This is a genomic window from Streptomyces dangxiongensis (assembly GCF_003675325.1).
Lineage (GTDB): Bacteria > Actinomycetota > Actinomycetes > Streptomycetales > Streptomycetaceae > Streptomyces > Streptomyces dangxiongensis.
In genome coordinates this window covers 6,161,057-6,183,958 of the sequence record NZ_CP033073.1, presented here as the reverse complement: position 1 = coordinate 6,183,958, position 22,902 = coordinate 6,161,057, and the positions used below count along the sequence as shown (strand labels likewise).

The 22,902-nt window shown below is 71.7% G+C and carries 17 protein-coding genes and 2 rRNA genes; 5 read left to right on the top strand and 14 right to left on the bottom strand.

Going from position 1 to position 22,902, the window contains the following annotated elements; translation table 11 throughout:
* The first annotated feature begins 62 nt into the window (after nt 1-62).
* The 3 genes from D9753_RS27910 to D9753_RS27900 all read left to right on the top strand — a co-directional run bounded on the left by D9753_RS27910 (nt 63) and on the right by D9753_RS27900 (nt 5,042).
* Complete coding sequence (locus tag D9753_RS27910) at nt 63-1,865, top strand: glycoside hydrolase family 15 protein (protein WP_121789516.1); 1,803 nt, start codon at nt 63-65, stop codon at nt 1,863-1,865.
* Nucleotides 1,866-1,962: 97 nt separating this feature from the next.
* Nucleotides 1,963-3,345 carry an FAD-binding oxidoreductase gene (locus D9753_RS27905; RefSeq protein WP_121789515.1) on the top strand — a complete coding sequence of 461 codons (1,383 nt, stop codon included), beginning with the start codon at nt 1,963-1,965 and terminating at the stop codon, nt 3,343-3,345.
* Nucleotides 3,346-3,395: 50 nt separating this feature from the next.
* Complete coding sequence (locus D9753_RS27900; RefSeq protein ID WP_121789514.1) at nt 3,396-5,042, top strand: PucR family transcriptional regulator; 1,647 nt, start codon at nt 3,396-3,398, stop codon at nt 5,040-5,042.
* 13 nt (nt 5,043-5,055) lie between these two features.
* Here the strand turns inward: D9753_RS27900 and D9753_RS27895 are convergent, their stop codons facing one another.
* The 6 genes from D9753_RS27895 to D9753_RS27870 all read right to left on the bottom strand — a co-directional run bounded on the left by D9753_RS27895 (nt 5,056) and on the right by D9753_RS27870 (nt 11,141).
* The gene (locus D9753_RS27895) at nt 5,056-6,201 is read right to left on the bottom strand and encodes a glycosyltransferase family 4 protein (RefSeq protein WP_121789513.1); all 1,146 of its coding nucleotides are present in this window, start codon (nt 6,199-6,201) and stop codon (nt 5,056-5,058) included.
* 282 nt (nt 6,202-6,483) lie between these two features.
* Nucleotides 6,484-7,173 carry a hypothetical protein gene (locus tag D9753_RS27890; RefSeq protein ID WP_121789512.1) on the bottom strand — a complete coding sequence of 230 codons (690 nt, stop codon included), beginning with the start codon at nt 7,171-7,173 and terminating at the stop codon, nt 6,484-6,486.
* A gap of 32 nt (nt 7,174-7,205) precedes the next feature.
* Entirely contained in the window at nt 7,206-8,948 is a 1,743-nt protein-coding gene (gene recN / locus D9753_RS27885) for a DNA repair protein RecN (protein WP_205614282.1), read from the bottom strand.
* A gap of 140 nt (nt 8,949-9,088) precedes the next feature.
* A complete protein-coding gene (locus D9753_RS27880) occupies nt 9,089-9,994 on the bottom strand; it encodes an NAD kinase (RefSeq protein WP_121789511.1) in 906 nt (301 codons plus the stop codon).
* Nucleotides 9,991-10,806, bottom strand: coding sequence for a TlyA family RNA methyltransferase (locus D9753_RS27875; RefSeq protein WP_121789510.1), 816 nt, complete (start codon nt 10,804-10,806; stop codon nt 9,991-9,993). Before D9753_RS27875 ends, D9753_RS27880 begins: the two co-directional genes overlap by 4 nt.
* Nucleotides 10,807-10,862: 56 nt before the next feature.
* Nucleotides 10,863-11,141: a hypothetical protein gene (locus tag D9753_RS27870; RefSeq protein WP_121789509.1), complete on the bottom strand. Its 279-nt coding sequence runs from the start codon at nt 11,139-11,141 to the stop codon at nt 10,863-10,865.
* 42 nt (nt 11,142-11,183) lie between these two features.
* Between D9753_RS27870 and D9753_RS27865 the strand changes: the two genes are divergently transcribed.
* On the top strand, nt 11,184-11,531 hold the full coding sequence (locus tag D9753_RS27865; RefSeq protein WP_121789508.1) for a sterol-binding protein: 348 nt from the start codon (nt 11,184-11,186) through the stop codon (nt 11,529-11,531).
* On the opposite strand, the gene D9753_RS27860 is transcribed toward D9753_RS27865, so the two are convergent.
* From D9753_RS27860 to D9753_RS27845, 4 genes are all read right to left on the bottom strand, one after another.
* Complete coding sequence (locus D9753_RS27860) at nt 11,515-12,363, bottom strand: ABC transporter ATP-binding protein (RefSeq protein ID WP_205614281.1); 849 nt, start codon at nt 12,361-12,363, stop codon at nt 11,515-11,517. The genes D9753_RS27865 and D9753_RS27860 overlap by 17 nt on opposite strands.
* A complete protein-coding gene (locus D9753_RS27855) occupies nt 12,360-13,373 on the bottom strand; it encodes a FecCD family ABC transporter permease (protein ID WP_121789506.1) in 1,014 nt (337 codons plus the stop codon). Before D9753_RS27855 ends, D9753_RS27860 begins: the two co-directional genes overlap by 4 nt.
* Before the next feature lie 29 nt (nt 13,374-13,402).
* On the bottom strand, nt 13,403-14,446 hold the full coding sequence (locus D9753_RS27850; protein WP_121789505.1) for a FecCD family ABC transporter permease: 1,044 nt from the start codon (nt 14,444-14,446) through the stop codon (nt 13,403-13,405).
* Between the two features lie 163 nt (nt 14,447-14,609).
* Nucleotides 14,610-15,638: an HAD hydrolase-like protein gene (locus D9753_RS27845; RefSeq protein WP_121789504.1), complete on the bottom strand. Its 1,029-nt coding sequence runs from the start codon at nt 15,636-15,638 to the stop codon at nt 14,610-14,612.
* A gap of 74 nt (nt 15,639-15,712) precedes the next feature.
* Here D9753_RS27845 and D9753_RS27840 point away from each other — a divergent pair, with 74 nt between their 5' ends.
* Nucleotides 15,713-16,996: a DUF1015 domain-containing protein gene (locus D9753_RS27840; RefSeq protein ID WP_121789503.1), complete on the top strand. Its 1,284-nt coding sequence runs from the start codon at nt 15,713-15,715 to the stop codon at nt 16,994-16,996.
* Between the two features lie 82 nt (nt 16,997-17,078).
* On the opposite strand, the gene D9753_RS27835 is transcribed toward D9753_RS27840, so the two are convergent.
* From D9753_RS27835 to D9753_RS27815, 4 genes are all read right to left on the bottom strand, one after another.
* Nucleotides 17,079-17,951 (bottom strand): tetratricopeptide repeat protein, encoded by an 873-nt coding sequence (locus D9753_RS27835; RefSeq protein ID WP_205614426.1) that lies wholly within the window; start codon nt 17,949-17,951, stop codon nt 17,079-17,081.
* Nucleotides 17,843-19,192, bottom strand: a complete 1,350-nt coding sequence (locus tag D9753_RS27830) for a hypothetical protein (RefSeq protein ID WP_240468497.1) — start codon at nt 19,190-19,192, stop codon at nt 17,843-17,845. Before D9753_RS27830 ends, D9753_RS27835 begins: the two co-directional genes overlap by 109 nt.
* A 179-nt stretch (nt 19,193-19,371) precedes the next feature.
* Nucleotides 19,372-19,488, bottom strand: a 5S ribosomal RNA gene (gene rrf, locus D9753_RS27820).
* 106 nt (nt 19,489-19,594) lie between these two features.
* Nucleotides 19,595-22,709 (bottom strand): 23S ribosomal RNA (locus D9753_RS27815).
* Nucleotides 22,710-22,902 lie beyond the last annotated feature (193 nt).

Here is a 22,902-nt window from a genome sequence, read left to right as displayed (position 1 = left end):
TGACCGCACTAAGCGATATCCCCCTGCGCGGGGGTGACGTGGCCGTTCGACTGGAGTTGCACGTGGCCGGGCGCATCGAAGACTACGCACTCATCGGAGACATGCAGACCGCGGCACTGGTCTGCCGGGACGGCACGGTGGACTGGCTGTGCCTGCCCCGCTTCGACTCGCATGCCATCTTCGCCGGCCTGCTGGGCACCGAGGAACACGGCTTCTGGCGGCTCGGCCCGGCGCACGCGGCCGACGCCGAACCGCCCACGGCCGCCCGGCGCGGCTACCGCGGCGACTCGCTGATCCTGGAATCCGAGTGGGACACCCCGCGCGGCACGGTGCGCGTGACCGATTTCATGCCGCCGCGTGACGGCGCCCCCCAACTGATCCGGATCGTGGAGGGCGTCACCGGCCGGGTGCCGATGCGCTCGGCCCTGCGGATGCGGTTCTCCTACGGCCGCGTCGTGCCGTGGGTGCACAAGCACGAGGGCCGCACGGTGGCCGTCGCCGGACCGGACTCCGTGTGGTTCGACACGGAGGCCGAGACCTACGGCAAGGCACTGACCACGTACGCGGACTTCACGGTCGCCCCGGGTGACCGGATCGCCTTCACGATCTCCTGGGAGCCCTCGCACAAGCAGCCGCCGCCGCTGCCGGAGCCGGAGCAGTCGCTGGAGGCCACGGAGACCTTCTGGCGCGAATGGGTCGAGCACTGTACGTACCACGGGCCGTACCGCGAGGCGGTGGTCCGCTCGCTGATCACCCTGAAGGCGCTGACGTACGCCCCCACGGGCGGCATCGTGGCGGCCCCCACCACCTCCCTGCCCGAGGACATCGGCGGCGTCCGCAACTGGGACTACCGCTACACCTGGCTGCGCGACGCGGCGATCACCCTCTCCTCGCTGCTGCGCACCGGCTACCGCGAGGAGGCCCGCGCCTGGCGCGAGTGGCTGCTGCGGGCGGTGGCCGGCGACCCGGAGAACCTCCAGATCATGTACGGCATCGCCGGCGAGCGGGAGCTGGGCGAGGCCGAGCTGGACTGGCTGCCGGGCTACGAGAACTCGGCCCCGGTCCGGGTCGGCAACGGCGCCGCGCACCAGCTCCAACTGGACGTGTACGGCGAGGTCACCGAGGCCCTGCACCTGGGCCACATGACGGGCCTGGCCCGCAACGACTACGCCTCGCTGCTCCAGCTCAAGCTGATCCGCTACCTGGAGGACCACTGGCAGGAGCCGGACGAGGGCATCTGGGAGGTCCGCGGCCCGCGCCGGCACTTCGTGCACTCCAAGGTGATGGCCTGGGTGGCGGTGGACCGCACCATCAAGCTGATCGAGTCCGGTGACGCGGACGGCCCGCTGGAGCGGTGGAAGGAACTGCGCGACGACATCCACCGGGACGTGTGCGAGAAGGGCTACGACCAGGAGCGCAACACCTTCACCCAGTCCTACGGCTCCCGGGAGCTGGACGCCTCGCTGCTGCTGATCCCGCAGATGGGCTTCCTGCCGCCGGACGACAAGCGGGTGATCGGCACGATCGAGGCGATCCAGCGGGAGCTGTCCACCGCGGACGGGTTCATCCTGCGCTACCCGACGGAGGGTGACAGCGCGGGCGTCGACGGCCTGCCGGGCGACGAGGGCGCCTTCCTGGCGTGCTCGTTCTGGATGGCGGACGACCTGGCGATGATCGGCCGGGTCGACGAGGCCCGCCGGCTGTTCGAGAAGCTCCTCTCCCTGCGCAACGACCTCGGTCTGCTCGCCGAGGAGTGGGACCCGCGCCTGAAGCGCCAGGTCGGCAACTTCCCGCAGGCGTTCAGCCACGTCCCGCTGATCGACACGGCCCTGCGCCTGACCGCCTCGGGGGCGTACGGCGGCTGAACGCGACCGGACGACCGCGCCCGCGGCCTCCGCACGATCCGGAGGACAGCTCTAGGCTGGAGGCGGACGACAGCCCCTGTTGCGGAAGGGGGCGGCCATGGCTCCCCTCTCGAAGGCGGGCGCGGCCCTCGCCGCGCTGCGTGACGATCTGGTCGGCGCGGTCCTCGCCCCGGGAGACCCGGGTTACGACGAGGCCCGCACGGTCTTCAACGCGATGATCGACCGGCGGCCGGCCGTGATCGCCCAGTGCGCGGACGCGACCGACGTCGTCCGGGCCGTGCGCTTCGGCCGGGAGCTGGATCTGCCGATCGCGGTGCGCGGCGGCGGGCACGGCGTGGCCGGTGCGGCGCTCGGCGACGGCGCGCTCGTGGTGGACCTGCGCCGGATGCACGAGGTGAGCGTCGATCCGGCGGCCGAGGCGGTCCGGATCGGCGGCGGCGCCGTGATGAGCCGGCTGGACCGGGCCACCGAGCCGTACGGTCTGGCGACCACCGGCGGACGGGACTCCACCACCGGCGTCGCCGGTTTCGTCCTCGGCGGCGGCACCGGCTGGCTGGACCGGGCCTTCGGCCTCGCCGCCGACAACCTCCTCGGTGTCGAGCTGGTGACCGCCGACGCCGAGCGGGTGCACGCGAGCGCCGACGAGAACCCCGAGCTGTTCTGGGCGCTGCACGGCGGGGGCGGCAACTTCGGCGTCGCCACCGCGCTCACCCTGCGGCTGCACGAGCTGCCGGAGTTCTCCGTCGCCCTGCTGCTGCACCTGCCGGAGTCCGGCCCAGACGCGGTCCGCACCTTCCGCGAGATCGTCGCCGGCGGACCGGACGAGCTGGGCGGCGCGGTGCTGTACGGGGCCGGGCCGCCCGCGGAGTTCGTGCCGGAGCGGCTGGTGGGCACGCTGCTGTGCGGGGTGCTGCTGACGTACGCGGGCGGCGAGGACGACCTGCGCAAGCTCGCCGAGCCGCTGCTCGCGCTGCCGCACGAGGTGGAGCTGGCCGGTGACATGCCGTACGCCGACGTGCAGTGCATGCTGGACGTCCCGTCCGGGCTGCGCAACCACTGGTCGGCGGAGTGCCTGGCCGGGCTGCCGGACGAGTCGGTGGACGTCTGCTGCGCCCGCGCGGACGGCATGCCGGTGCCGACCGGCTGCCGGTTCCTGCTGTTCCCGCAGGGCGGGGCGATCGCCGCCGGACCGCACGAGTACCCGGTGCCGTACCGGGACGCGCCCTGGGCCGCGCACCCGATCGCCGTCTGGGAGCATGACGACGACGACGAGCGGGCGATCGGCTGGGTGCGGGAGGTGCGCGACGGTCTGCGGCCGTGGAGCACGGGCGCCGTCCACCTCAACTTCATCGGCGACGAGGGCCCCGAGCGGGTACGGGCGGGCCTGGGCGCCGGCAACACCCTGCGCCTGGAGAAGGTGAAGCGGCGGTACGACCCCGACAACGTGTTCCGCTTCAACCACAACATCAGGCCGGTGTAGCCGTCCGCCGGACCTGTCGTCGGGCCGTTCGCGCAGGTAGCGTCCGCTGCATGGACAGCCGTACGGACCACCGTCTCGACACCCAGGGCGCCGGCATCACCGTGCAGCGGGCGCTGGAGCTGCCCGGACTGCGCAGCGGGCTGCCGGAGATCCTGGCGGGCGCCGACCGGCTCGGCCGTACTGTGCGCTGGGTGCACGCCGGAGAGGTACCGAACATCGCCTCGCTGCTCAAGGGCGGCGAGCTGCTGCTCACCACCGGGTACGGCGTGGGGACCCGCCCCGCCGAGCAGCGGGCCTTCGTCCGCACCCTCGCCGAGCGCGGGATCGCCGCCCTGGTGGTCGAGCTGGGACCGCGGTTCACCCGGCTGCCCGCCGCCCTGGTGGACACGGCCCGGGCCGCCGGCCTGCCCCTGGTCCAGCTTCACCGCGAGGTGCCGTTCGTGGCGGTGACCGAGGAGATCCACACCGAGATCGTCAACCACCACTACGCGCTGCTCCAGCGGGCGGAGGAGGTGCACCGGCGGTGTACGCAGGCCCTGCTGGGCGGCGGCGGGATACCGCAGGTGCTGGGCATCCTGGCCGACTTCGGCGGCAACCCGGTGTTCCTGGAGACCGCCGACGGCCGCCTGTTGTACGCCGCCGGGTCCGGCCCCGAGGGCGCGGACCCGCTCCAGGTGTGGGAGGGGCTTCGCGGCCCGCACAAGGACGCCCCGCCGCCCGCCGGTTCGGTCCTGGTGGACGTGCCCGGCGGCGGACCGGGTACGACGGGCTCGGTGCGCGCCCGTCTCGTCCTGCTGCCGGTGCGCGCACCGCTGGCCCCGGTGCACCGGATCGCCGCCGAGCGGGCCGCGGGCATCCTGGCCGTGGTGCTGATGCAGGCCCGGCAGGAGGAGGAGCTGGCCGCGCGCGGGCGCGGTGACTTCCTCACCGACCTCGCCGAGGGCCGGATCGCGGCGGAGGACGCGCCCGCGCAGGCCCGGGTCCTGGGCTTCAAGCCCGGCGGCAGCCCGCTGCTGCCCGTGGTCATGCGCGTCGGCGACATCCTCTCCCCCGACGGGGGCTGGGCGGTGCTGGCCCGGGCCGTCTCGGAGGAGCTGGCCGCGGTGGGCGTACCGGTGCTGCTGGGGGTGCGGCCGGTGGAGGGGCGGGTGCTGGTGCTGCTGGGGCTGCGTTCTGAGCCGGAGCGTGCGGCGGTCGCGGACCGGGTGGCGGCGGCGCTGCGGGCGGGCGTGGAGCGGGCCGGGATGCGGCGGCCGGGTTCCCCTCCCCCGGTGGTCGTCGTCGGCGTGGCGGGCGGCTGGGCGGCGGCCTCGGCGGGGCTGCGGCACGCGGCGGAGACGGCGACCGCGGCGCAGGGCCTGACGGACCGGCCCTGGTACGACGCCCGCCGCCTCGACATCGACCTGCTGCTGTGGCGGCTGCGCGACCATCCCGACCTGGCGGCCTTCGTCGACCGCGCGATCGGCCCGCTGCGCGACCACGACCACCGCTCGCGACCGCCGCTGCTGCCCACCCTGGAGACGTACCTGGCGCATGCCGGCCGCAAGGCGGAGACCGCCCGCGAGCTGCACCTCAACCGGCAGACCCTCTACAACCGGCTCGCCCGGATCGGTGAGTTGCTGGGCACCGACCTCGACGACCCGCAGACGGTCCTGGCCCTGAGCCTGGCCCTACGAGCCCGCCGCCACGTGCCGTAGCCCCGGCGCTCGGTTAGGCCAGGGGCCGGGGCTGGGTCAACTCGTCGTACACGCTGAGCACCTGGGCGACGGTCTCGTCCTCCGTCGGCCAGGTCGCGGCCTGCCGCACCCCGCGCTCGCGCAGCCGCGCGCACCACCCGGGATCCGCCAGCAGCCGTACGACGGTGCCGGCCAGGGCGTCCGGGTCGCCGTACGGGACGAGCGCCGCCGCGTCGCCGACGAGATCCGGGATGCCGCCGACGCGGGTCGCGACGAGCGGCACGCGCGCGTGCAGCGCCTCCTGGGCGAGGACGGACCGTGACTCCAGACTGCTCGTCAGCAGCGCCAGATCGGCGGCGGCGAGCAGCTCGGACACGTCGTCCCGGCGTCCGATGAGCCGCACCGGCAGCTCCTCGTCCTCGATCCGCCGCTGGAGCACCGGGCGCAGCGGCCCCTCGCCCGCGACCACCACCAGCGGCACGGGGTCGAGGTCCCGCCAGGCCCGCGCCGCGTCGAGCAGGACGTCGTAGCCGCGCTGCCGGTCCAGGGAGCCGACGGCGATGAGCAACGGGCGCCCGGTGGCGCCGAGTTCGGCCCGGGTCTTGGGCCTCAGCAGGTCGTGGTCGTCGGGGTCCGCCAGGTGACCGGGCCGGCGCCGGCCCGGCAGGGCGACGGCCGCGAGCCGGGCGTCGCGCGCACCGTCCCGCCGGGCCTGGTCGACCAGGTCGGAGCTGGCGCCGAGGACCACGGCCGCGGTCCGCACGACCCGCCGCTCGAGCACCCGCAGCAGCCGTGCCCGCGGGCCCTTCGCGCGAGTGCGGCCGTGCCAGGTGACGACCAGTGGGGTGGCGCGCCCGCTGAGCGCGAGCACGGCCCGGAAGGAGGCGTGCAGACCGTGTGCGTGCACCAGGTCGGCGTGGGCGCAGGCCGTCCGGAGCGCGGCCACGGAGACCGGGTCGCTGCTGCGCGGCACGTGCACGTGTTCGGCGCCGGCTCCGGTGAAGCCGTAGGCGCGTTCGGCCTCGACGGGGGCGCACACGGTGACCCGCACGCCCCGCGCCACGAGCCCCTCGGCCAGGGAACGCACGTGCGCGCTGCTGCCGGCGTTGGCTCCGCCGAGCACCTGCACGGTGCGCAGCGGCGACTGGCCGTGCGGTGCGGTGCTGCTCACGGGGGTCACGTGGCCGGTGCTCCTGGTTCGCGTGGGGCGGTACGAGGAAACGTACAGAAGGTAGCGGGCTCAGGGGGCCGGAAGGGCGCACCCCGCGCGCCTCCCGCGCGGGCGGTCCGGACCCGCCGCCCGCCCCCCGTTCCCCGCCAAGCATGCCAGGGCGTACGGCCGTTCAGGGACAGCCGGGAGGGCGCACCGCGCGGCGGGCCGGGGCAATGCGCCGGAGCACATCACCCACACGGGGGAGGGAAATCCCGCCACGGCCGAACGGCGGCCCGGCATACGGTGAGGTCAGCCCCGCGCGGCCCGCGCCCAGGCGCTCACCCGGTCCCCGTACCGGGCCGCCGCCACCACCGCGACCGCGTGGGCGAGCAGCCCCGCGCGCCGGTCTCCCGCCGCCACGGCCGCCCCCAGCGCGGCACCGAGGGCGTGCGCCCCCGCGTCCCCGAGCATCGTCCGCTCCGCCAGGTCCTCCGGCAGTACGGCCGCGGCCGCCCCCACCGCACCGGCGGCCCGCCCCGGCCGTACGTCGACGAGGTTGACCAGATGGGCGGTGCCCGCGACGGCGACCCCGGCGAGCAGCCGGTCGAGCGGGTGTTCGTGCAGCAGGGCTCCCGCGGCCAGAGCGGCGGCCGAGATCCCGAACAGCTTCACGGCGCCGCTGATGACCTCGCCGTCGCGCAGCGCCCGCAGATGCGCGCGGAAGCCACGCCGGTGGTCCCCGGCCACGTCGTCGTAGGCCCCGCACGCGCCGGCGGCGAGGACCGCGAGCCCGGCCGCGGGACGCACCCGGGCCGCGGCGAGGGCCGCACCGGGTGCCGCGGCGGACCCGGCGTACGGCCCGACGGTGCGCCCGGCGTGGTTCGTCCGCTCCCAGCGCGCCCGCCCGCCGGGGCGCGGGCGCTCGGGCAGGGCCTGGCCGGCCCGGGTGAGTCCGGCGGCCAGGAGGAAGGCGCGGGACGACCGCGTCGCGCTGATCATCCCGCCACCCTGGTCACCGGCAGGGGGCCGTCTCAGAGGTCGGCCCTGGCCGTCGCCAGGAGTTCCTCCGCGTGCGCCCGGGCCGTCTGGGAGTCCTCCTGGCCCGCCAGCATGCGGGACAGCTCGCGGATGCGGTCCTCACCCTCCAGGACCTTGACGCCGGACCGGGTGACCGACCCGTCGTCGGTCTTCTCCACCAGTAGCTGCCGGTCGGCGAACGCGGCGACCTGCGGCAGGTGGGTGACCACGACGACCTGCGCGGTCCGGGCGAGCTTCGCCAGGCGCCGGCCGATCTCGACCGCGGCCTTGCCGCCGACGCCGGCGTCGACCTCGTCGAAGAGGTACGTCGGCACCGGGTCGGTACCCGCGAACACGACCTCCACGGCCAGCATCACCCGGGACAGCTCACCGCCGGACGCGCCCTTGGCGATGGGCCGGGGCGGGGCTCCGGGGTGCGGGGCGAGCAGCAGCTCGACCTCGTCCACGCCCGACGGCCCGTAGGCGACCGTACGGCCGCCGACCTCGACACCCTCGGGGTCCTCGGTGTGCCGGATGTCGAAGGACACGCGCGCGTGGGGCATCGCCAGCGAGGCCAGCTCGGCGGTCACCGCGGCGGCGAACCGCTCGGCGGCCTCGGCGCGCGCGTCGGTCAGCGCCTGCGCCAGCCCGCCCAGCTCGGCCCGCAGGGCGTCCCGCTCGGCGGCCAGCTCCCCGGTCCGCTCGTCGTCGCCGTCCAGTTCGGTGAGGCGCGCGGCGCTCCGCTCGGCCCAGGCGAGGACGGCGTCCACGTCCTCGCCGTACTTGCGGGTCAGTGCGGTGAGCGCGGCCCGGCGCTCCTCCACGGCGGCCAGCCGCAGCGGATCGGCGTCCAGGTCGTCGGCGTATCCGGCCAGTTCGCCCGCCACGTCGCCGAGCAGGATCCCGATCTCTCCGGCCCGGTCGGCGAGCGCGGCCAGCGCCGGGTCGTGGGAGCGTACGGCCTCCAGCGCCCGGTGGGCGCCCGCGACGAGGGTCGAGGCGTCGATCCCCTCCGGGTCCTCCGGGTTGCCCGCGAGAGCGGCGTGCGCGACCGTCGCGGCGGACGCCAGCGCCTCGGCGTGCCCGAGCCGCTCCGCCTCCTCGGCCAGCTCCGCGTCCTCACCGGGCCGCGGCTCCACGGCGGCGATCTCCTCCAGCCCGTACCGCAGCAGGTCGGCTTCCTGCGCCCGCTCCCGCGTGCGCGTGGTGATCTCCTCCAGCTCGGCGGAGACGGCCCGCAGCCGCCGGTACGCCTCCGTGTAGGCGGCGAGCGGCACGGCGACGGCGTCGCCCGCGTACCGGTCCAGCGCCTGCCGCTGCCGGGACAGCTTCAGCAGCCCCTGCTGGTCGGTCTGCCCGTGCACGGCCACCAGGTCGTCGGCCAGCTCGGCGAGCAGCCCGACGGGCACGCTGCGCCCGCCCAGATGCGCCCGGGAGCGTCCCTCGGCGGAGACGGTACGGCTGATCAGCAGCGCCCCGTCGTCCAGCTCGGCGCCGGCCTCCTCGGCCCGGACGACGGCGGTGGCGTCGGCGGGTACGGCGATCCGCCCCTCGACGACGGCCTTCTCGGCGCCGATCCGCACGAGCGCCGGGTCCGCCCGGCCGCCGAGCAGCAGCCCCAGGCTGGTGACCACCATGGTCTTGCCCGCACCCGTCTCACCGGTGACGGCGGTGAACCCCGGTGACAGCTCGACGACAGCGTCGTCGATGACCCCGAGTGACCGTATCCGCATCTCCTCCAACACGGAACAGACCATACGAGGTCCGGGGCGGGGAGCGCACATGGCCCGCCCGTGTCACCCCGGCGAGTGGCCGGGCCGAAGGGGCGCGGGGAACCGCGCGACAGGCCGCGAAGCACCCGCGCCCGCCGACGAACCGCGACGAACCCCGTCACCCGCTAGTGCGGCGCTCCCCGCCATCCGGTCGTAGGCAGCGCGAACTTCGCCACGATCCGGTCCGTGAACGACGAGTGGTGCAGCCGGGCCAGCCGCACCGGCACGGCCCCGCGCCGCACCTCCACCCGCGCCCCCGGCGGCAGCTCGACGGTCCGCCGTCCGTCGCACCACAGGACCCCGGGCGGGACATGCGGCAGGACCTCCACCGCCAGGACCGAGTCCGGCGAGGTGACCAGCGGCTTGGCGAACAGCGCGTGCGCGCTGATCGGCACCATCAGCAGCGCCTCCACCTCGGGCCACACCACCGGTCCCCCGGCGGAGAACGCGTACGCGGTGGACCCGGTCGGTGTGGACAGCACGACCCCGTCGCACCCGAACCCCGTCACCGGCCGCCCGTCGATCTCCAGCACGACTTCCAGCAGCTTCTCGGCGCCGGCCTTCTGCACGGCCGCCTCGTTCAGCGCCCAGTCGGTGTGCACGATGTCCCCGTTGCGGTGCACGACGACGTCGACGGTCATCCGCTCCTCGACCTCGTACGACCGTGCCACCACCCGGTCCACCACCCGGTCCAGGTCGTCCCGCTCGGCCTCCGCGAGGAACCCGACGCGCCCGAGGTTGACGCCGAGCATCGGCACCCCGGAAGCCCGCGCGAACTCGGCGCCGCGCAGCAGCGTCCCGTCACCGCCGAGCACGATCAGCAGCTCGCACCCGTCGAGGCACTGCGGGGTGGCCTCCTTGACGAGCCCCACCTCGTCGGGGAGCGGCAGGTCGCGGGCCTCCTCCTCCAGCACCCGCACCCCGATGCCGTGCCGGAGCAGGCCCTTGACGACGAGTTCCGCGCTGCGGATCGCCGCGGGCCGCCCGGTGTGGGCGAGCAGGAAGACAGTACGCGCCAGGTTCTGTGTCACCGGGGCCCCTCCGCCACTGCACGGTCGACGTCGGCCGGGTCCACCTGGGGTGCTCCCGCCCGCAGCCAGAGAAAGTACTCCACGTTCCCCGAGGGCCCGGGCAGCGGGCTCGCGGTGACGCCACGCACCCCGAGTCCCAGCTCCCAGGCCCTGCGGGCCACTCCCCGCACGGCCTCCGCCCGCAACTGCGGACTCCGTACGACACCTCCGCTGCCGAGCCGCTCCTTCCCCACCTCGAACTGCGGCTTGACCATCATCACCAGGTCGGCGTCCGGCGTCACGCACCGCTTCAGGGCCGGCAGCACCAGCCCGAGCGGGATGAAGGACAGATCGCCCACGACTAGATCCACCGGCACCCCATCGATCGCCTCGAGCGTCAACTCGCGTACGTTCGTACGGTCCCTGACGGTGACGCGTTCATCGTTGCGCAGACTCCAGGCGAGCTGCCCGTAGCCGACGTCCACCGCGACGACGTGGGCGGCGCCCGCGCGCAGCAGGACGTCGGTGAAGCCGCCGGTGGACGCGCCGGCGTCCAGCGCGCGCCGGCCCTCGACGGCGAGGCCCTGCGGCACGAAGGCGGCGAGCGCGCCGGCGAGTTTGTGGCCGCCCCGGGACACGTAGTCGGGGTCGTTGTCGTCGGCCTGGACCACGATCGCCGCCGCGGCCTCCACCTGGGTGGCCGGCTTGGTCGCCACGGTCCTGCCGACGGTGACCCGGCCGGCGGCGATCAGCTGGCCGGCGTGCTCGCGCGAGCGGGCGAGCTTCCGGCGGACCAGCTCCGCGTCGAGACGGCGGCGTGCGACTCCTGCCACGTTCGGTTCAGCTCCTGCTGTCGGTACGACGGTCGAGGGGTGCGACCCGGAGGGTCTCACCGGGGGGCGGCGGTCGGGTGACGGTCCGGAACCGGGGGTCCCGGGCGGGCGTCGAGCGCGGTGAGCGCGTCGCGCAGCCCCCGGTGCACATCCTCGTACACCTCGGTGTGTCCGTCGGTGGCGAGGTGGCCGGCGTCGGCCAGCCGCTCCAGCAGGGCGTCGACCCCGGCGTCGCCGGTGGGGGTGCGCGGGATGTTCAGGGGGGCCGGGGCGGCGGGCTCGTACGCGGGCTCCGCCGCGGCACGGGTCCCGGCCTCGGACACGGACTCGCTCATGCCCAGACGCTACCCCGAACCGCTGGGGTACCGTCGGTGGCGATGGCCACGATCGAGGAGTGCCGCGCCGCGCTGGGGAAGCTTTCGGACAACATGCAGGGGGCCGGGGGCGACGTCCGCGCCGCCGCCGCCCTGGACCGCTCGGTGAGCTGCCACATCACCGACCTCGACGTCACCTTCGCCGGCCGGCTGACCGACGGCCGGCTCGAGATCGACGCGACCCGTCCGGGGGCACCGGGCGAGCGGGCACAGATCCGGCTCGCCATGGCGGGCGACGACCTGGTCGCCCTGGTGAGCGGCCGGCTGAACTTCGCGACCGCCTGGGGCTCGGGCCGGGTACGGCTGGAGGCGAGCCTGCTGGACCTGTTCCGGCTCAGGAAGCTGCTGTGACCCGCTGCGCCCGCGCCTTCCGGGCGGCCGGCACCACCAGCGGGGTGCCGGTCTCGGGGTCGTCGATGACCTGACAGCGCAGTCCGAAGACCTCCTCCACCAGCTCCGCCGTGACGATGTCGCCGGGGGCGCCCTCGGCGACCACCTCGCCGCCGCGCAGGGCGATCAGATGGGTGGCGTAGCGGGCGGCGTGGTTCAGGTCGTGCAGGACGGCGACCAGGGTGCGGCCCTGGGTCTCGTGCAGCTCGGCGCACAGGTCGAGGACGTCGATCTGGTGCTGGATGTCCAGGTAGGTGGTCGGCTCGTCCAGCAGCAGCAGCGGGGTCTCCTGGGCCAGCGCCATGGCGATCCACACGCGCTGGCGCTGTCCGCCGGACAGTTCGTCCACGTACCGGTCGGCCAGCCCGTCCACGCCGGTCTGCCGCATCGACTCCTGGACGACCCGCTCGTCCTGCGCCGACCACTGACGCAGCAGGCCCTGGTGCGGGTAGCGGCCCCGGCCGACGAGGTCGGCGACGGTGATCCCGTCGGGCGCGACCGACGACTGCGGCAGCAGACCGAGGGTACGCGCCACCTTCTTCGCGGGCATCGACCGGATGGCCTGCCCGTCCAGCAGCACCCGGCCCCGGCTCGGTTCGAGCATCCGGGACAGCGCCCGCAGCAGCGTCGACTTGCCGCACGCGTTCGGGCCGACGATCACCGTGAACGAGTGGTCGGGGATCTCCACCGACAGTTGGTCCGCGATGACGCGCTGGTCGTAGGCGAGGGTGACGTTCTCGGCGGACAGGCGGTTCACAGTGCTCCTTGGGGTGTTCGGGGACGCGCCGCTCATATCCGGCCCGCCCGGCGCTCGGCGACCAGCAGCCACAGCAGATAGCCGCCGCCGAGGACACCGGTGACGACGCCGACGGGTAGCTGGTCGGCGCCGAACACGCGCTGGGAGACCCAGTCGGCGGCGACCAGCAGGGCGGCCCCCATACAGAGGGAGGGCACCAGGTTCGGCCCCGGCGAACGGGTCAGGCGCCGGGCGAGCTGCGGCGCGGTCAGCGCGACGAAACTGACGGGGCCCGCGGCGGCGGTGGCGGTGGCGGTGAGCAGTACGGCGCATACCATCAGCAGGAGCCGGACGCGCTGCACGCGCACACCGAGTGCGTTCGCGACGTCGTCGCCCATCTCCGTCATCCGCAGGCCGCGCGCGTTGACGAGGACCAGCGGGACCAGCACGGCGCACAGCGTCAGGAGCGGCCGGACCTGGTCCCAGTCGCGGCCGTTGAGGGAGCCGGTCATCCACACCACCGCGCGGGCCGCATCGACCAGGTCGGCCTTGGTGAGCAGGTAGCCGTTGACCGCGGTGACGATCGCGTTGACACCGATACCGACCAGAACCAGCCGATACCCGTGCACACCCTGCTTCCAGGCGAGCAGATAGATGGCGAGACCGGTCACCAGTCCGCCGATCAGCGCGCCGACGGTGACCTGCGCGGCGCTGCCGGACATCAGCACGATCACCACGAGCGCGCCGGCCGTCGATCCCTGCGACAGGCCGAGCACGTCCGGACTGCCGAGGGGGTTGCGGGAGACGGACTGGAACAGGGCGCCGCCGAGCCCCAGCGACGCACCGACCAGCAGGCCGACGAGGACCCGTGGCAGCCGCAGTTCGTTGACGATGAAGTCCTGGTAGGCGGTGCCGTTCCCGGCGAGCGTCCTGAGCACGTCGGCCGCCGGTATCCTCGCCTCGCCGGTGCCGATCAGCGCGATCCCGGCGGCGAGCGCGCCGGCCAGCACCAGCACGACGACGGTCAGAGCACGGAGGTCCAGCCGCAGGGACAGCCCGCCGGGCATGCGGACGGCACGGCTCCTGGAGTGGGTCTTCACAGTTGGGCCGTCCTCCGGCGTCGTACGAGAAAGATGAAGACCGGGCCGCCGATGACCGCGGTCACGATGCCGACCTGCACCTCGGAGGGCCGGGCCACGACCCGCCCGAGGACATCGGCGCCGAGCAGCAGCACGGGCGACGACACCGTGGCGTACGGCAGGATCCAGCGCAGGTCGGGGCCGGTGAAGGAGCGCACCACGTGCGGGACCATCAGGCCGACGAAGACGATCGGGCCGCAGGCGGCGGTCGCCGCACCGCACAGCACCACGGCGGACAGCATGGCCAGCGCGCGGGTGCGGTTGAGGTTCGCGCCAAGGGCCCGGGCGGTGTCGTCGCCCATCTCCACGGCGTTCAGCGGCCGGGCCAGAACGAGCGCGAGGACGGTGCCGACCGCGAGGAACGGCAGCACCTGGAGGATGGTCGAGTCGGTGGCCGAGGCCAGTGAACCCACCGTCCAGAAGCGCATCTTGCCCAGCGCCGCGCCGTCCGTGATCATCACGGCCTGGAGATAGCCGTAGAGGGCCGCGCTGATCGCCGTACCGGCGAGGGCGAGCCGCACCGGGGTGGCGCCCCGGCTGCCGCCGAGGAACCACACCAGCGCGCCGACCGCCGCCGCGCCGAAGAACGCGAACCACACATAGCCGGTCAGGCTGGTGACGCCGCAGTAGGTGATGGCCGTGACGACGGCGGCGGAGGCGCCCGCGTTGATGCCGAGCAGGCCGGGGTCGGCCAGCGGATTGCGGGTCAGCGCCTGGAGCACCGCGCCCGACAGCCCGAGCGCGGCACCGACCAGGAGCCCGAGGACCGTGCGCGCGAGCCGGTCGTCCACGACGACGTCGCCGTACGTCCCCGAGGCGTGGAACAGGCCGTGCCAGACCTGGTCCGGCGACAGCGCCTTCGCCCCGATCGCGATGCTCGCCAGGGCGACGAGCACCAGGAGGACGATCGAGAGCAGGAGCCCAAGAGCCCTGGTGGCTCGGCGGGTTGGGGGCGCGGCCGCGGCTTCCGCGCGCTGTTCCGGAGGACTGTCGACCAACACCAGGTTAGGGTAGCCTACCCTGCCCGCGATCTCGATCCCCGAAGCCCACTGATCCCACCGGGGACCGCCCCAGAGCCCGAGCCGCGTCAGAGCCTCAACCCGCCTGTCTCAAAAGGTCGACGGCGTCCGGACCCCAGCCAGTTGCCTCAGCATCTCGGCCGCCTCAGAGCTCCAGGCGGGCCAGCGCCTTGCCTCCGTCCAGCTCGCACGCGCCGTCCCCGGCCGACGTCCATGCCGCCGCGCACAGCGCCCGCAGCCCGTCCAGCGCCTCCCCGTCACCCTCCAGCGCCAGCCCGCCGGACCCGGCCGTCGCCGTCCAGCCACCGCAGCGGAAGCCGTCGCCGTCCGCGGCGACCTCCGGCTGCCCGGTGAGCAGCCCGCGCAGATCGGCGTCCACGTACGTCGGCCGGTGCCGCGGCGGCGCGGCGAGCAGTTGTGCCGCGTCGGTGACGCCGGTCAGCACCAGCAGCGAGTCGACCTCACCGTGGAACGCGCCCTCGATGTCCGTGTCCAGCCGGTCCCCGACCACCAGCGGGCGCTCGGCACCGGTCCGGATGATCGTCTCCCGGTGCATCGGGGGCAACGGCTTGCCCGCCACCTGCGGCTCGGCACCGGTCGCGATGCGCACGACCTCCACGGCCGCCCCGTTGCCCGGTGCGATGCCCCGCCCGCTCGGGATCGTCAGATCGGTGTTGGACGCGAACCACGGCACCCCGCGCCTGACCGCGTACGACGCCTCCGCGAACCGCCCCCACGGCAGATCGGGCCCGCCGTAGCCCTGTACCACCGCCGCCGGGTCGTCGTCCGCCGACTCCACCGGCACCAGGCCGCGCTCACGCAGCGCCACCCGCAGCCCCTCCCCGCCGATCACCAGCACCCGCGCCCCGGCCGGCACCTGTTCGGCGATCAACCGGGCGACGGCCTGCGCGGAGGTGATGACATCACCGGCACCCGTCGGTATCCCCAGCTCCGTGAGGTGCCCGGCCACGGCGTCCGGGGTCCGCAGCGCGTTGTTGGTGACGTAGGCGAGACGCATACCGCCCTGACGGGCCGCCTCCAGCGAGTCGACCGCGTGCGCGATCGCGCTCCCGCCCGCGTACACCACCCCGTCCAGATCGAGCAGCGCCGTGTCGTACGCCTCGCTCAGGGGCCGCCCACTGCCCTCGGGACTCGTCCTGACCGCCTGGCTCATGTCGCATCGCTCCTCGTTCGCTCGCCTTTCCCCCGATCATCCCGCACGCCGCCGGCCCCACGTACGATGCCGGGATGAAGACAGCAGGTCACTCGGAGGCAACGGCGCGCCGAGGCCTGGAACTCACCCCGTTCCGAGGCCTCCGTTACGACCCCGACCGGGTCGGCAGCCTCGCCTCCGTCACGTCCCCTCCCTACGATGTCGTCGTGCGCCCCGACGGCCTGCACCACCTCCAGTCCGCCGACCCCTACAACATCGTCCGGCTGATCCTGCCCCAGGCCGGCACCCCCAGCGCCCGCACCGAGCAGGCGGCCGACACCCTCCGCCGCTGGCTGGACGAGGGCATCCTCACCGCGGACCCGGAGCCCTGCCTCTACGTGTACGAGCAGCAGGACACCGACGGCATGCTCCAGCGCGGGGTCATCGGCACCCTGCGCGTCACGGATCCCGCGGAGGGCGTGGTGCTGCCGCACGAGGACGTCATGCCGCCCGTGGTCGCCGACCGCGCGGCCCTGATGCGCGCCACGCGCGCGAACCTCGAACCGCTGCTGCTGACGTACCGGGGCGACGGCACCGCCGCCGAGGTCGTCGAACGCACGGCCGCCCGCCCGCCGCTGCTGGCCACGACCACCGAGGACGGCTTCCACCACCGGCTGTGGTCCGTCACCGACCCCGACGACGTCACCCGCATCCGGTCCGACCTGGCCGGCCGGCAGGCCCTGATCGCCGACGGCCACCACCGCTGGGCCACCTACCTGCGGCTGCGCGCCGAACACCCCTCCCCGAGCCCCTGGGACCATGGCCTGGTCCTCCTGGTGGACACGGCCCGCTATCCACTGCGGGTCCGCGCCATCCACCGGCTGCTGCACGGCCTGCCGGTCGCCGACGCCCTGACGGCCGTGACGGGCATGTTCCGGATCCAGCGTCTCGACGTGCCGCTGCCCCAGGCCCTGGAGGCGCTCGCCGACGCCTCCTGCGAGGGCAACGCCTTCCTGCTGGCCGGCGACGGCTCCTTCCACCTCCTCGACCGTCCGGACCCCGACCTGCTGGCCCGGACGATCCCGGCGGACCGCCCGGCCGCCTGGCGTTCCCTGGACGCCACGGTCCTGCACACCACGCTGCTGGAGCACGTCTGGCGGATCCCGGAGGACTCTGCGGCCCACATCGCCTACATACACGACACGTCCGCGACGGTCGCCAAGGCGGAACGCGACGGCGGTACGGCCGTCCTGATGCACCCGGTCCGCGAGGAGGTCGTCCGCGACCTGGCCCGGCAGGGCGTCACGATGCCCCGCAAGTCGACGTCGTTCGGCCCGAAACCGGCCTCGGGACTGGTGCTGCGCGCGCTGGACATCTGACCGGACGGAAGCGGCGACCGAGACGGCACAAAAAAGAGGGCAGGCTCCCCAGGGAGCCTGCCCTCTTCGTCACCGGCCTGCGTCAGTCCTTGTCGCCGGCCTCCGGGGAGGCGACATGCCCGGACTCGTCGGACTCGACGGCCTCCGTGGACTCGATGGCCTCCGTGGACTCGACGGCCTCCGTGGACTCGACGGGCTTGCCGGGCTCCTCAGCCTCGTCGGCCTCGTCGACCTCGGCGGCCTCCTCGGCGTCCTCGACCCCGGAGGTCTCCTCCTCGGCCAGGGCGTCGACGAACTCCACGCCGTCCAGCTCGGCCAGCCGGTCCGACGCGTCCGTGCTGCTGTCCCGGTCGGCCTCGACCGCCTTCGCGAACCACTCACGCGCCTCGCGCTCCCGGCCGGCGGCCAGCAGCGCGTCGGCGTACGCGTAGCGCAGGCGAGCGGTCCACGGCTGCACCGACTGGGAGGCCAGCTCGGGGCTCTGAAGCGTCACGATGGCCGCGTCCAACTGCCCCATGTCACGCCGGGCACCGGCGGCGACGAGCCGCATCTCGACCTGCCCGGCCTTGTCCAGCTTGTGCACCTCCGGGGCACCGGCCATGTCCAGCGCCTTCTCGGGCCGACCGAGCCCACGCTCGCAGTCGGCCATCACCGGCCACAGCTCCACGGTGCCCGTCATCCGCCGGGCGGCCCGGAACTCCCCGAGAGCCTCGGCGTACTTCTGGGTGGCGTACGCGGCGAACCCGGCGGCCTCCCGTACGGCGGCCACGCGGGACGCCAGACGCAGGGCCACCTTGGAGTAGCCGTACGCGCCCTCGGGGTCCTCGTCGAGCAGCCGGGCGACCATCACCAGGTTCTTGGCGACATCCTCCGCGAGCGTCTTGGGCAGACTCTGAAGCTCCTGCCGGACGTCCTTGTCGATCTCGTCACCGGTGACGTCCTCGGGGATCGGCAGCCGCTTGATCGGCTCCCGGTCCCGGTCCCGCTCGTCACGGAACCGGCCACCGCCACGGTGGTCGTCCCGGCGGTCGTCACGGCGGTCATCGCGCCCGTCACGACCCCGGAAGCCACCGGGTCGGCCACCACGGTCGTCACGGCGGGGCCCATGGCCACCGCGGTCGTCACGGCGGTCGTCGCGACGGAAATCGCCGCGCTCACCGCGGTCGTCACGACCCCGGAAGCCGCCACGGTCCTCACCACGGCGGTCGTCGCGCCGCTCGACACGGCTGTCGTCACGGCGGAAGCCACCGCGGTCGCCACCGCGGTCGTCGCGGCGGAAGCCGGCGCGGTTGTCGTCGCGGCGGTAGGAGGGACGGTCGCCGCCCCGGTCCCCGCCACGGTCGTCGTCGCGGCGGAACGGCGGACGCTCGCCACCGCGGTCGTCGCGGCGGAAGCCGCGGTCCCCACGGTCGTCCCGACGCGGCCCACGGTCACGGTCGTCCCGCTTAAACGCCGGACGCGAAGACCGCTCGCCCTCACGGCGGTCGTCCCTCTGGAACGCCGGACGCGAAGTGCGGTCACCCTCACGGCGGTCGTCGCGTCGGCCGGCGTAACCGCCACGGTCACCGCGGTCGCCGTAGCCACCGCCACGGCGGTCGTCACGGCGGTCGTCGCGACGGAAGCCACCGCGGTCGCCACCGCGGTCGTCGCGGCGGAAGCCGGCGCGGTTGTCGTCGCGGCGGTAGGAGGGACGGTCGCCGCCCCGGTCCCCGCCACGGTCGTCGTCGCGGCGGAACGGCGGACGCTCGCCACCGCGGTCGTCGCGGCGGAAGCCGCGGTCCCCACGGTCGTCCCGACGCGGCCCACGGTCACGGTCGTCCCGCTTAAACGCCGGACGCGAAGACCGCTCGCCCTCACGGCGGTCGTCCCTCTGGAACGCCGGACGCGAAGTGCGGTCACCCTCACGGCGGTCGTCGCGTCGGCCGGCGTAACCGCCACGGTCACCGCGGTCGCCGTAGCCACCGCCACGGCGGTCGTCACGCCGGTCGTCACGGCGGTCGTCGCGACGGAAGCCACCGCGGTCGCCACGGTCGCGGTCGCCACCGCGGTCATCGCGGCGGTCGTCACGGCGGTCGTCCTTGCGGAAACCACCGCGGTTGTCATCGCGCCGGCCGAAGCCGCCACGGTCGTTGTCACGAGGGCCGCTGTCACGACGGTCGTTGTCCCGGCGGAAGCCACCGCGGTCACCGCGGTCACCGCGGAACCCGCCGCGGTCGCCCCGGTCACCACTGTCCCGTCGCCGCTGGTCGCGCTCCGGTCGGTCGTCGGGAGAGTTGGTGGACATGGTGACTCCTGTCATCGGTACACAAGCATTGTAAAAACGAAAGGACCCCTGGTCCCAGCTGAACGCTGGGACCAGGGGTCCTCCAAAGATTGTTCGGCGGCGTCCTACTCTCCCACAGGGTCCCCCCTGCAGTACCATCGGCGCTGTGAGGCTTAGCTTCCGGGTTCGATATGTAACCGGGCGTTTCCCTCACGCTATGACCACCGAAACCCTAATGGTTTCGAGCGAACAAGCACACTTTTTTGTTATGTGTTCTGCTCAAGAAACCGGCAACGGTCGTTGCCTCAGAACCAACACAGTGAACGCGAGCATCAATGGACAAGCCCTCGGCCTATTAGTACCGGTCACCTCCACACGTTACCGTGCTTCCAGATCCGGCCTATCAACCCAGTCGTCTACTGGGAGCCTTACCCCATCAAGTGGGTGGGAGTCCTCATCTCGAAGCAGGCTTCCCGCTTAGATGCTTTCAGCGGTTATCCCTCCCGAACGTAGCCAACCAGCCATGCCCTTGGCAGGACAACTGGCACACCAGAGGTTCGTCCGTCCCGGTCCTCTCGTACTAGGGACAGCCCTTCTCAAGACTCCTGCGCGCACAGCGGATAGGGACCGAACTGTCTCACGACGTTCTAAACCCAGCTCGCGTACCGCTTTAATGGGCGAACAGCCCAACCCTTGGGACCGACTCCAGCCCCAGGATGCGACGAGCCGACATCGAGGTGCCAAACCATCCCGTCGATATGGACTCTTGGGGAAGATCAGCCTGTTATCCCCGGGGTACCTTTTATCCGTTGAGCGACGGCGCTTCCACAAGCCACCGCCGGATCACTAGTCCCGACTTTCGTCCCTGCTCGACCCGTCGGTCTCACAGTCAAGCTCCCTTGTGCACTTACACTCAACACCTGATTGCCAACCAGGCTGAGGGAACCTTTGGGCGCCTCCGTTACTCTTTAGGAGGCAACCGCCCCAGTTAAACTACCCATCAGACACTGTCCCTGATCCGGATCACGGACCCAGGTTAGACATCCAGCACGACCAGACTGGTATTTCAACGACGACTCCACAACCACTGGCGTGGCTGCTTCAAAGTCTCCCAGCTATCCTACACAAGCCGAACCGAACACCAATATCAAACTGTAGTAAAGGTCCCGGGGTCTTTCCGTCCTGCTGCGCGAAACGAGCATCTTTACTCGTAGTGCAATTTCACCGGGCCTATGGTTGAGACAGTCGAGAAGTCGTTACGCCATTCGTGCAGGTCGGAACTTACCCGACAAGGAATTTCGCTACCTTAGGATGGTTATAGTTACCACCGCCGTTTACTGGCGCTTAAGTTCTCAGCTTCGCCCACCCGAAAGTGAGCTAACCGGTCCCCTTAACGTTCCAGCACCGGGCAGGCGTCAGTCCGTATACATCGCCTTACGGCTTCGCACGGACCTGTGTTTTTAGTAAACAGTCGCTTCTCGCTGGTCTCTGCGGCCACCCCCAGCTCAGAGCGTAAAGCTCATCACCGGACATGGCCCCCCTTCTCCCGAAGTTACGGGGGCATTTTGCCGAGTTCCTTAACCATAGTTCACCCGAACGCCTCGGTATTCTCTACCTGACCACCTGAGTCGGTTTAGGGTACGGGCCGCCATGAAACTCGCTAGAGGCTTTTCTCGACAGCATAGGATCATCCACTTCACCACAATCGGCTCGGCATCAGGTCTCACCCTGCATGAGTGACGGATTTACCTACCACTCGGGCTACACCCTTACCCCGGGACAACCACCGCCCGGGATGGACTACCTTCCTGCGTCACCCCATCACTCACCTACTAACCGCTTGGTCCGGCGGCTCCACCACTTTCCTTTCCCCGAAGGGTCCGGAACGGCTTCACGGCCTTAGCATCACGATGCTCGATGTTTGACGCTTCACAGCGGGTACCGGAATATCAACCGGTTATCCATCGACTACGCCTGTCGGCCTCGCCTTAGGTCCCGACTTACCCTGGGCAGATCAGCTTGACCCAGGAACCCTTAGTCAATCGGCGCAAACGTTTCTCACGTTTGTATCGCTACTCATGCCTGCATTCTCACTCGTGAACCGTCCACAACTCGCTTCCGCGGCTGCTTCACCCGGCACACGACGCTCCCCTACCCATCACAGCACCCGTTGGGGCTATATGCTGCAATGACACGACTTCGGCGGTACGCTTGAGCCCCGCTACATTGTCGGCGCGGAATCACTAGACCAGTGAGCTATTACGCACTCTTTCAAGGGTGGCTGCTTCTAAGCCAACCTCCTGGTTGTCTGTGCGACTCCACATCCTTTCCCACTTAGCGTACGCTTGGGGGCCTTAGTCGATGCTCTGGGCTGTTTCCCTCTCGACCATGGAGCTTATCCCCCACAGTCTCACTGCCGCGCTCTCACTTACCGGCATTCGGAGTTTGGCTGTAACCCGGTAGGGCCCATCGCCTATCCAGTGCTCTACCTCCGGCAAGAAACACACGACGCTGCACCTAAATGCATTTCGGGGAGAACCAGCTATCACGGAGTTTGATTGGCCTTTCACCCCTAACCACAGGTCATCCCCCAGGTTTTCAACCCTGGTGGGTTCGGTCCTCCACGAAGTCTTACCTCCGCTTCAACCTGCCCATGGCTAGATCACTCCGCTTCGGGTCTTGAGCGTGCTACTGAAACGCCCTATTCGGACTCGCTTTCGCTACGGCTTCCCCACTCGGGTTAACCTCGCAACACACCGCAAACTCGCAGGCTCATTCTTCAAAAGGCACGCAGTCACGAGAAACCAGCAAGCGGATGTCCGACGCTCCCACGGCTTGTAGGCACACGGTTTCAGGTACTATTTCACTCCGCTCCCGCGGTACTTTTCACCATTCCCTCACGGTACTATCCGCTATCGGTCACCAGGGAATATTTAGGCTTAGCGGGTGGTCCCGCCAGATTCACACGGGATTTCTCGGGCCCCGTGCTACTTGGGTGTCTTTCAAACGAGCCGTTGACGTTTCGACTACGGGGGTCTTACCCTCTACGCCGGGCCTTTCGCATGCCCTTCGCCTACATCAACGGTTTCTGACTCGTCTCACGGCCGGCAGACCGTAAAAGAAAGATCCCGCAACCCCGTATACGCAACCCCTGCCGGGTCTCACACGCATACGGTTTGGCCTCATCCGGTTTCGCTCGCCACTACTCCCGGAATCACGGTTGTTTTCTCTTCCTGCGGGTACTGAGATGTTTCACTTCCCCGCGTTCCCTCCACTTGCCCTATGTGTTCAGGCAAGGGTGACAGCCCATGACGACTGCCGGGTTTCCCCATTCGGAAACCCCCGGATCAAAGCCTGGTTGACGACTCCCCGGGGACTATCGTGGCCTCCCACGTCCTTCATCGGTTCCTGGTGCCAAGGCATCCACCGTGCGCCCTTAAAAACTTGGCCACAGATGCTCGCGTTCACTGTGCAGTTCTCAAACAACGACCAGCCACCCGTGTCACACACCGCTTCTCGCGATGCTTCACCCGGGGCCGGCGACTGAGGAAAAATCCATTCCCTCAGACACCCAACAGCGTGCCCGACACCCTCACCCCACCCAACTCACGTTCCACGCCGAAGCAGTACTAGTGACCTGAAG

Coding starts and splice junctions, on each gene's coding strand:
- D9753_RS27905 (WP_121789515.1), top strand. CDS start 1,963: ATGGCTCCCCTCTCGAAGGCGGGCGCGGCCCTCGCCGCGCTGCGTGAC.
- D9753_RS27900 (WP_121789514.1), top strand. CDS start 3,396: ATGGACAGCCGTACGGACCACCGTCTCGACACCCAGGGCGCCGGCATC.
- D9753_RS27890 (WP_121789512.1), bottom strand. CDS start 7,173: ATGATCAGCGCGACGCGGTCGTCCCGCGCCTTCCTCCTGGCCGCCGGA.
- recN (WP_205614282.1), bottom strand. CDS start 8,948: ATGGTCTGTTCCGTGTTGGAGGAGATGCGGATACGGTCACTCGGGGTC.
- D9753_RS27870 (WP_121789509.1), bottom strand. CDS start 11,141: ATGAGCGAGTCCGTGTCCGAGGCCGGGACCCGTGCCGCGGCGGAGCCC.
- D9753_RS27865 (WP_121789508.1), top strand. CDS start 11,184: ATGGCCACGATCGAGGAGTGCCGCGCCGCGCTGGGGAAGCTTTCGGAC.
- D9753_RS27860 (WP_205614281.1), bottom strand. CDS start 12,363: ATGAGCGGCGCGTCCCCGAACACCCCAAGGAGCACTGTGAACCGCCTG.
- D9753_RS27855 (WP_121789506.1), bottom strand. CDS start 13,373: ATGCCCGGCGGGCTGTCCCTGCGGCTGGACCTCCGTGCTCTGACCGTC.
- D9753_RS27845 (WP_121789504.1), bottom strand. CDS start 15,638: ATGAGCCAGGCGGTCAGGACGAGTCCCGAGGGCAGTGGGCGGCCCCTG.
- D9753_RS27840 (WP_121789503.1), top strand. CDS start 15,713: ATGAAGACAGCAGGTCACTCGGAGGCAACGGCGCGCCGAGGCCTGGAA.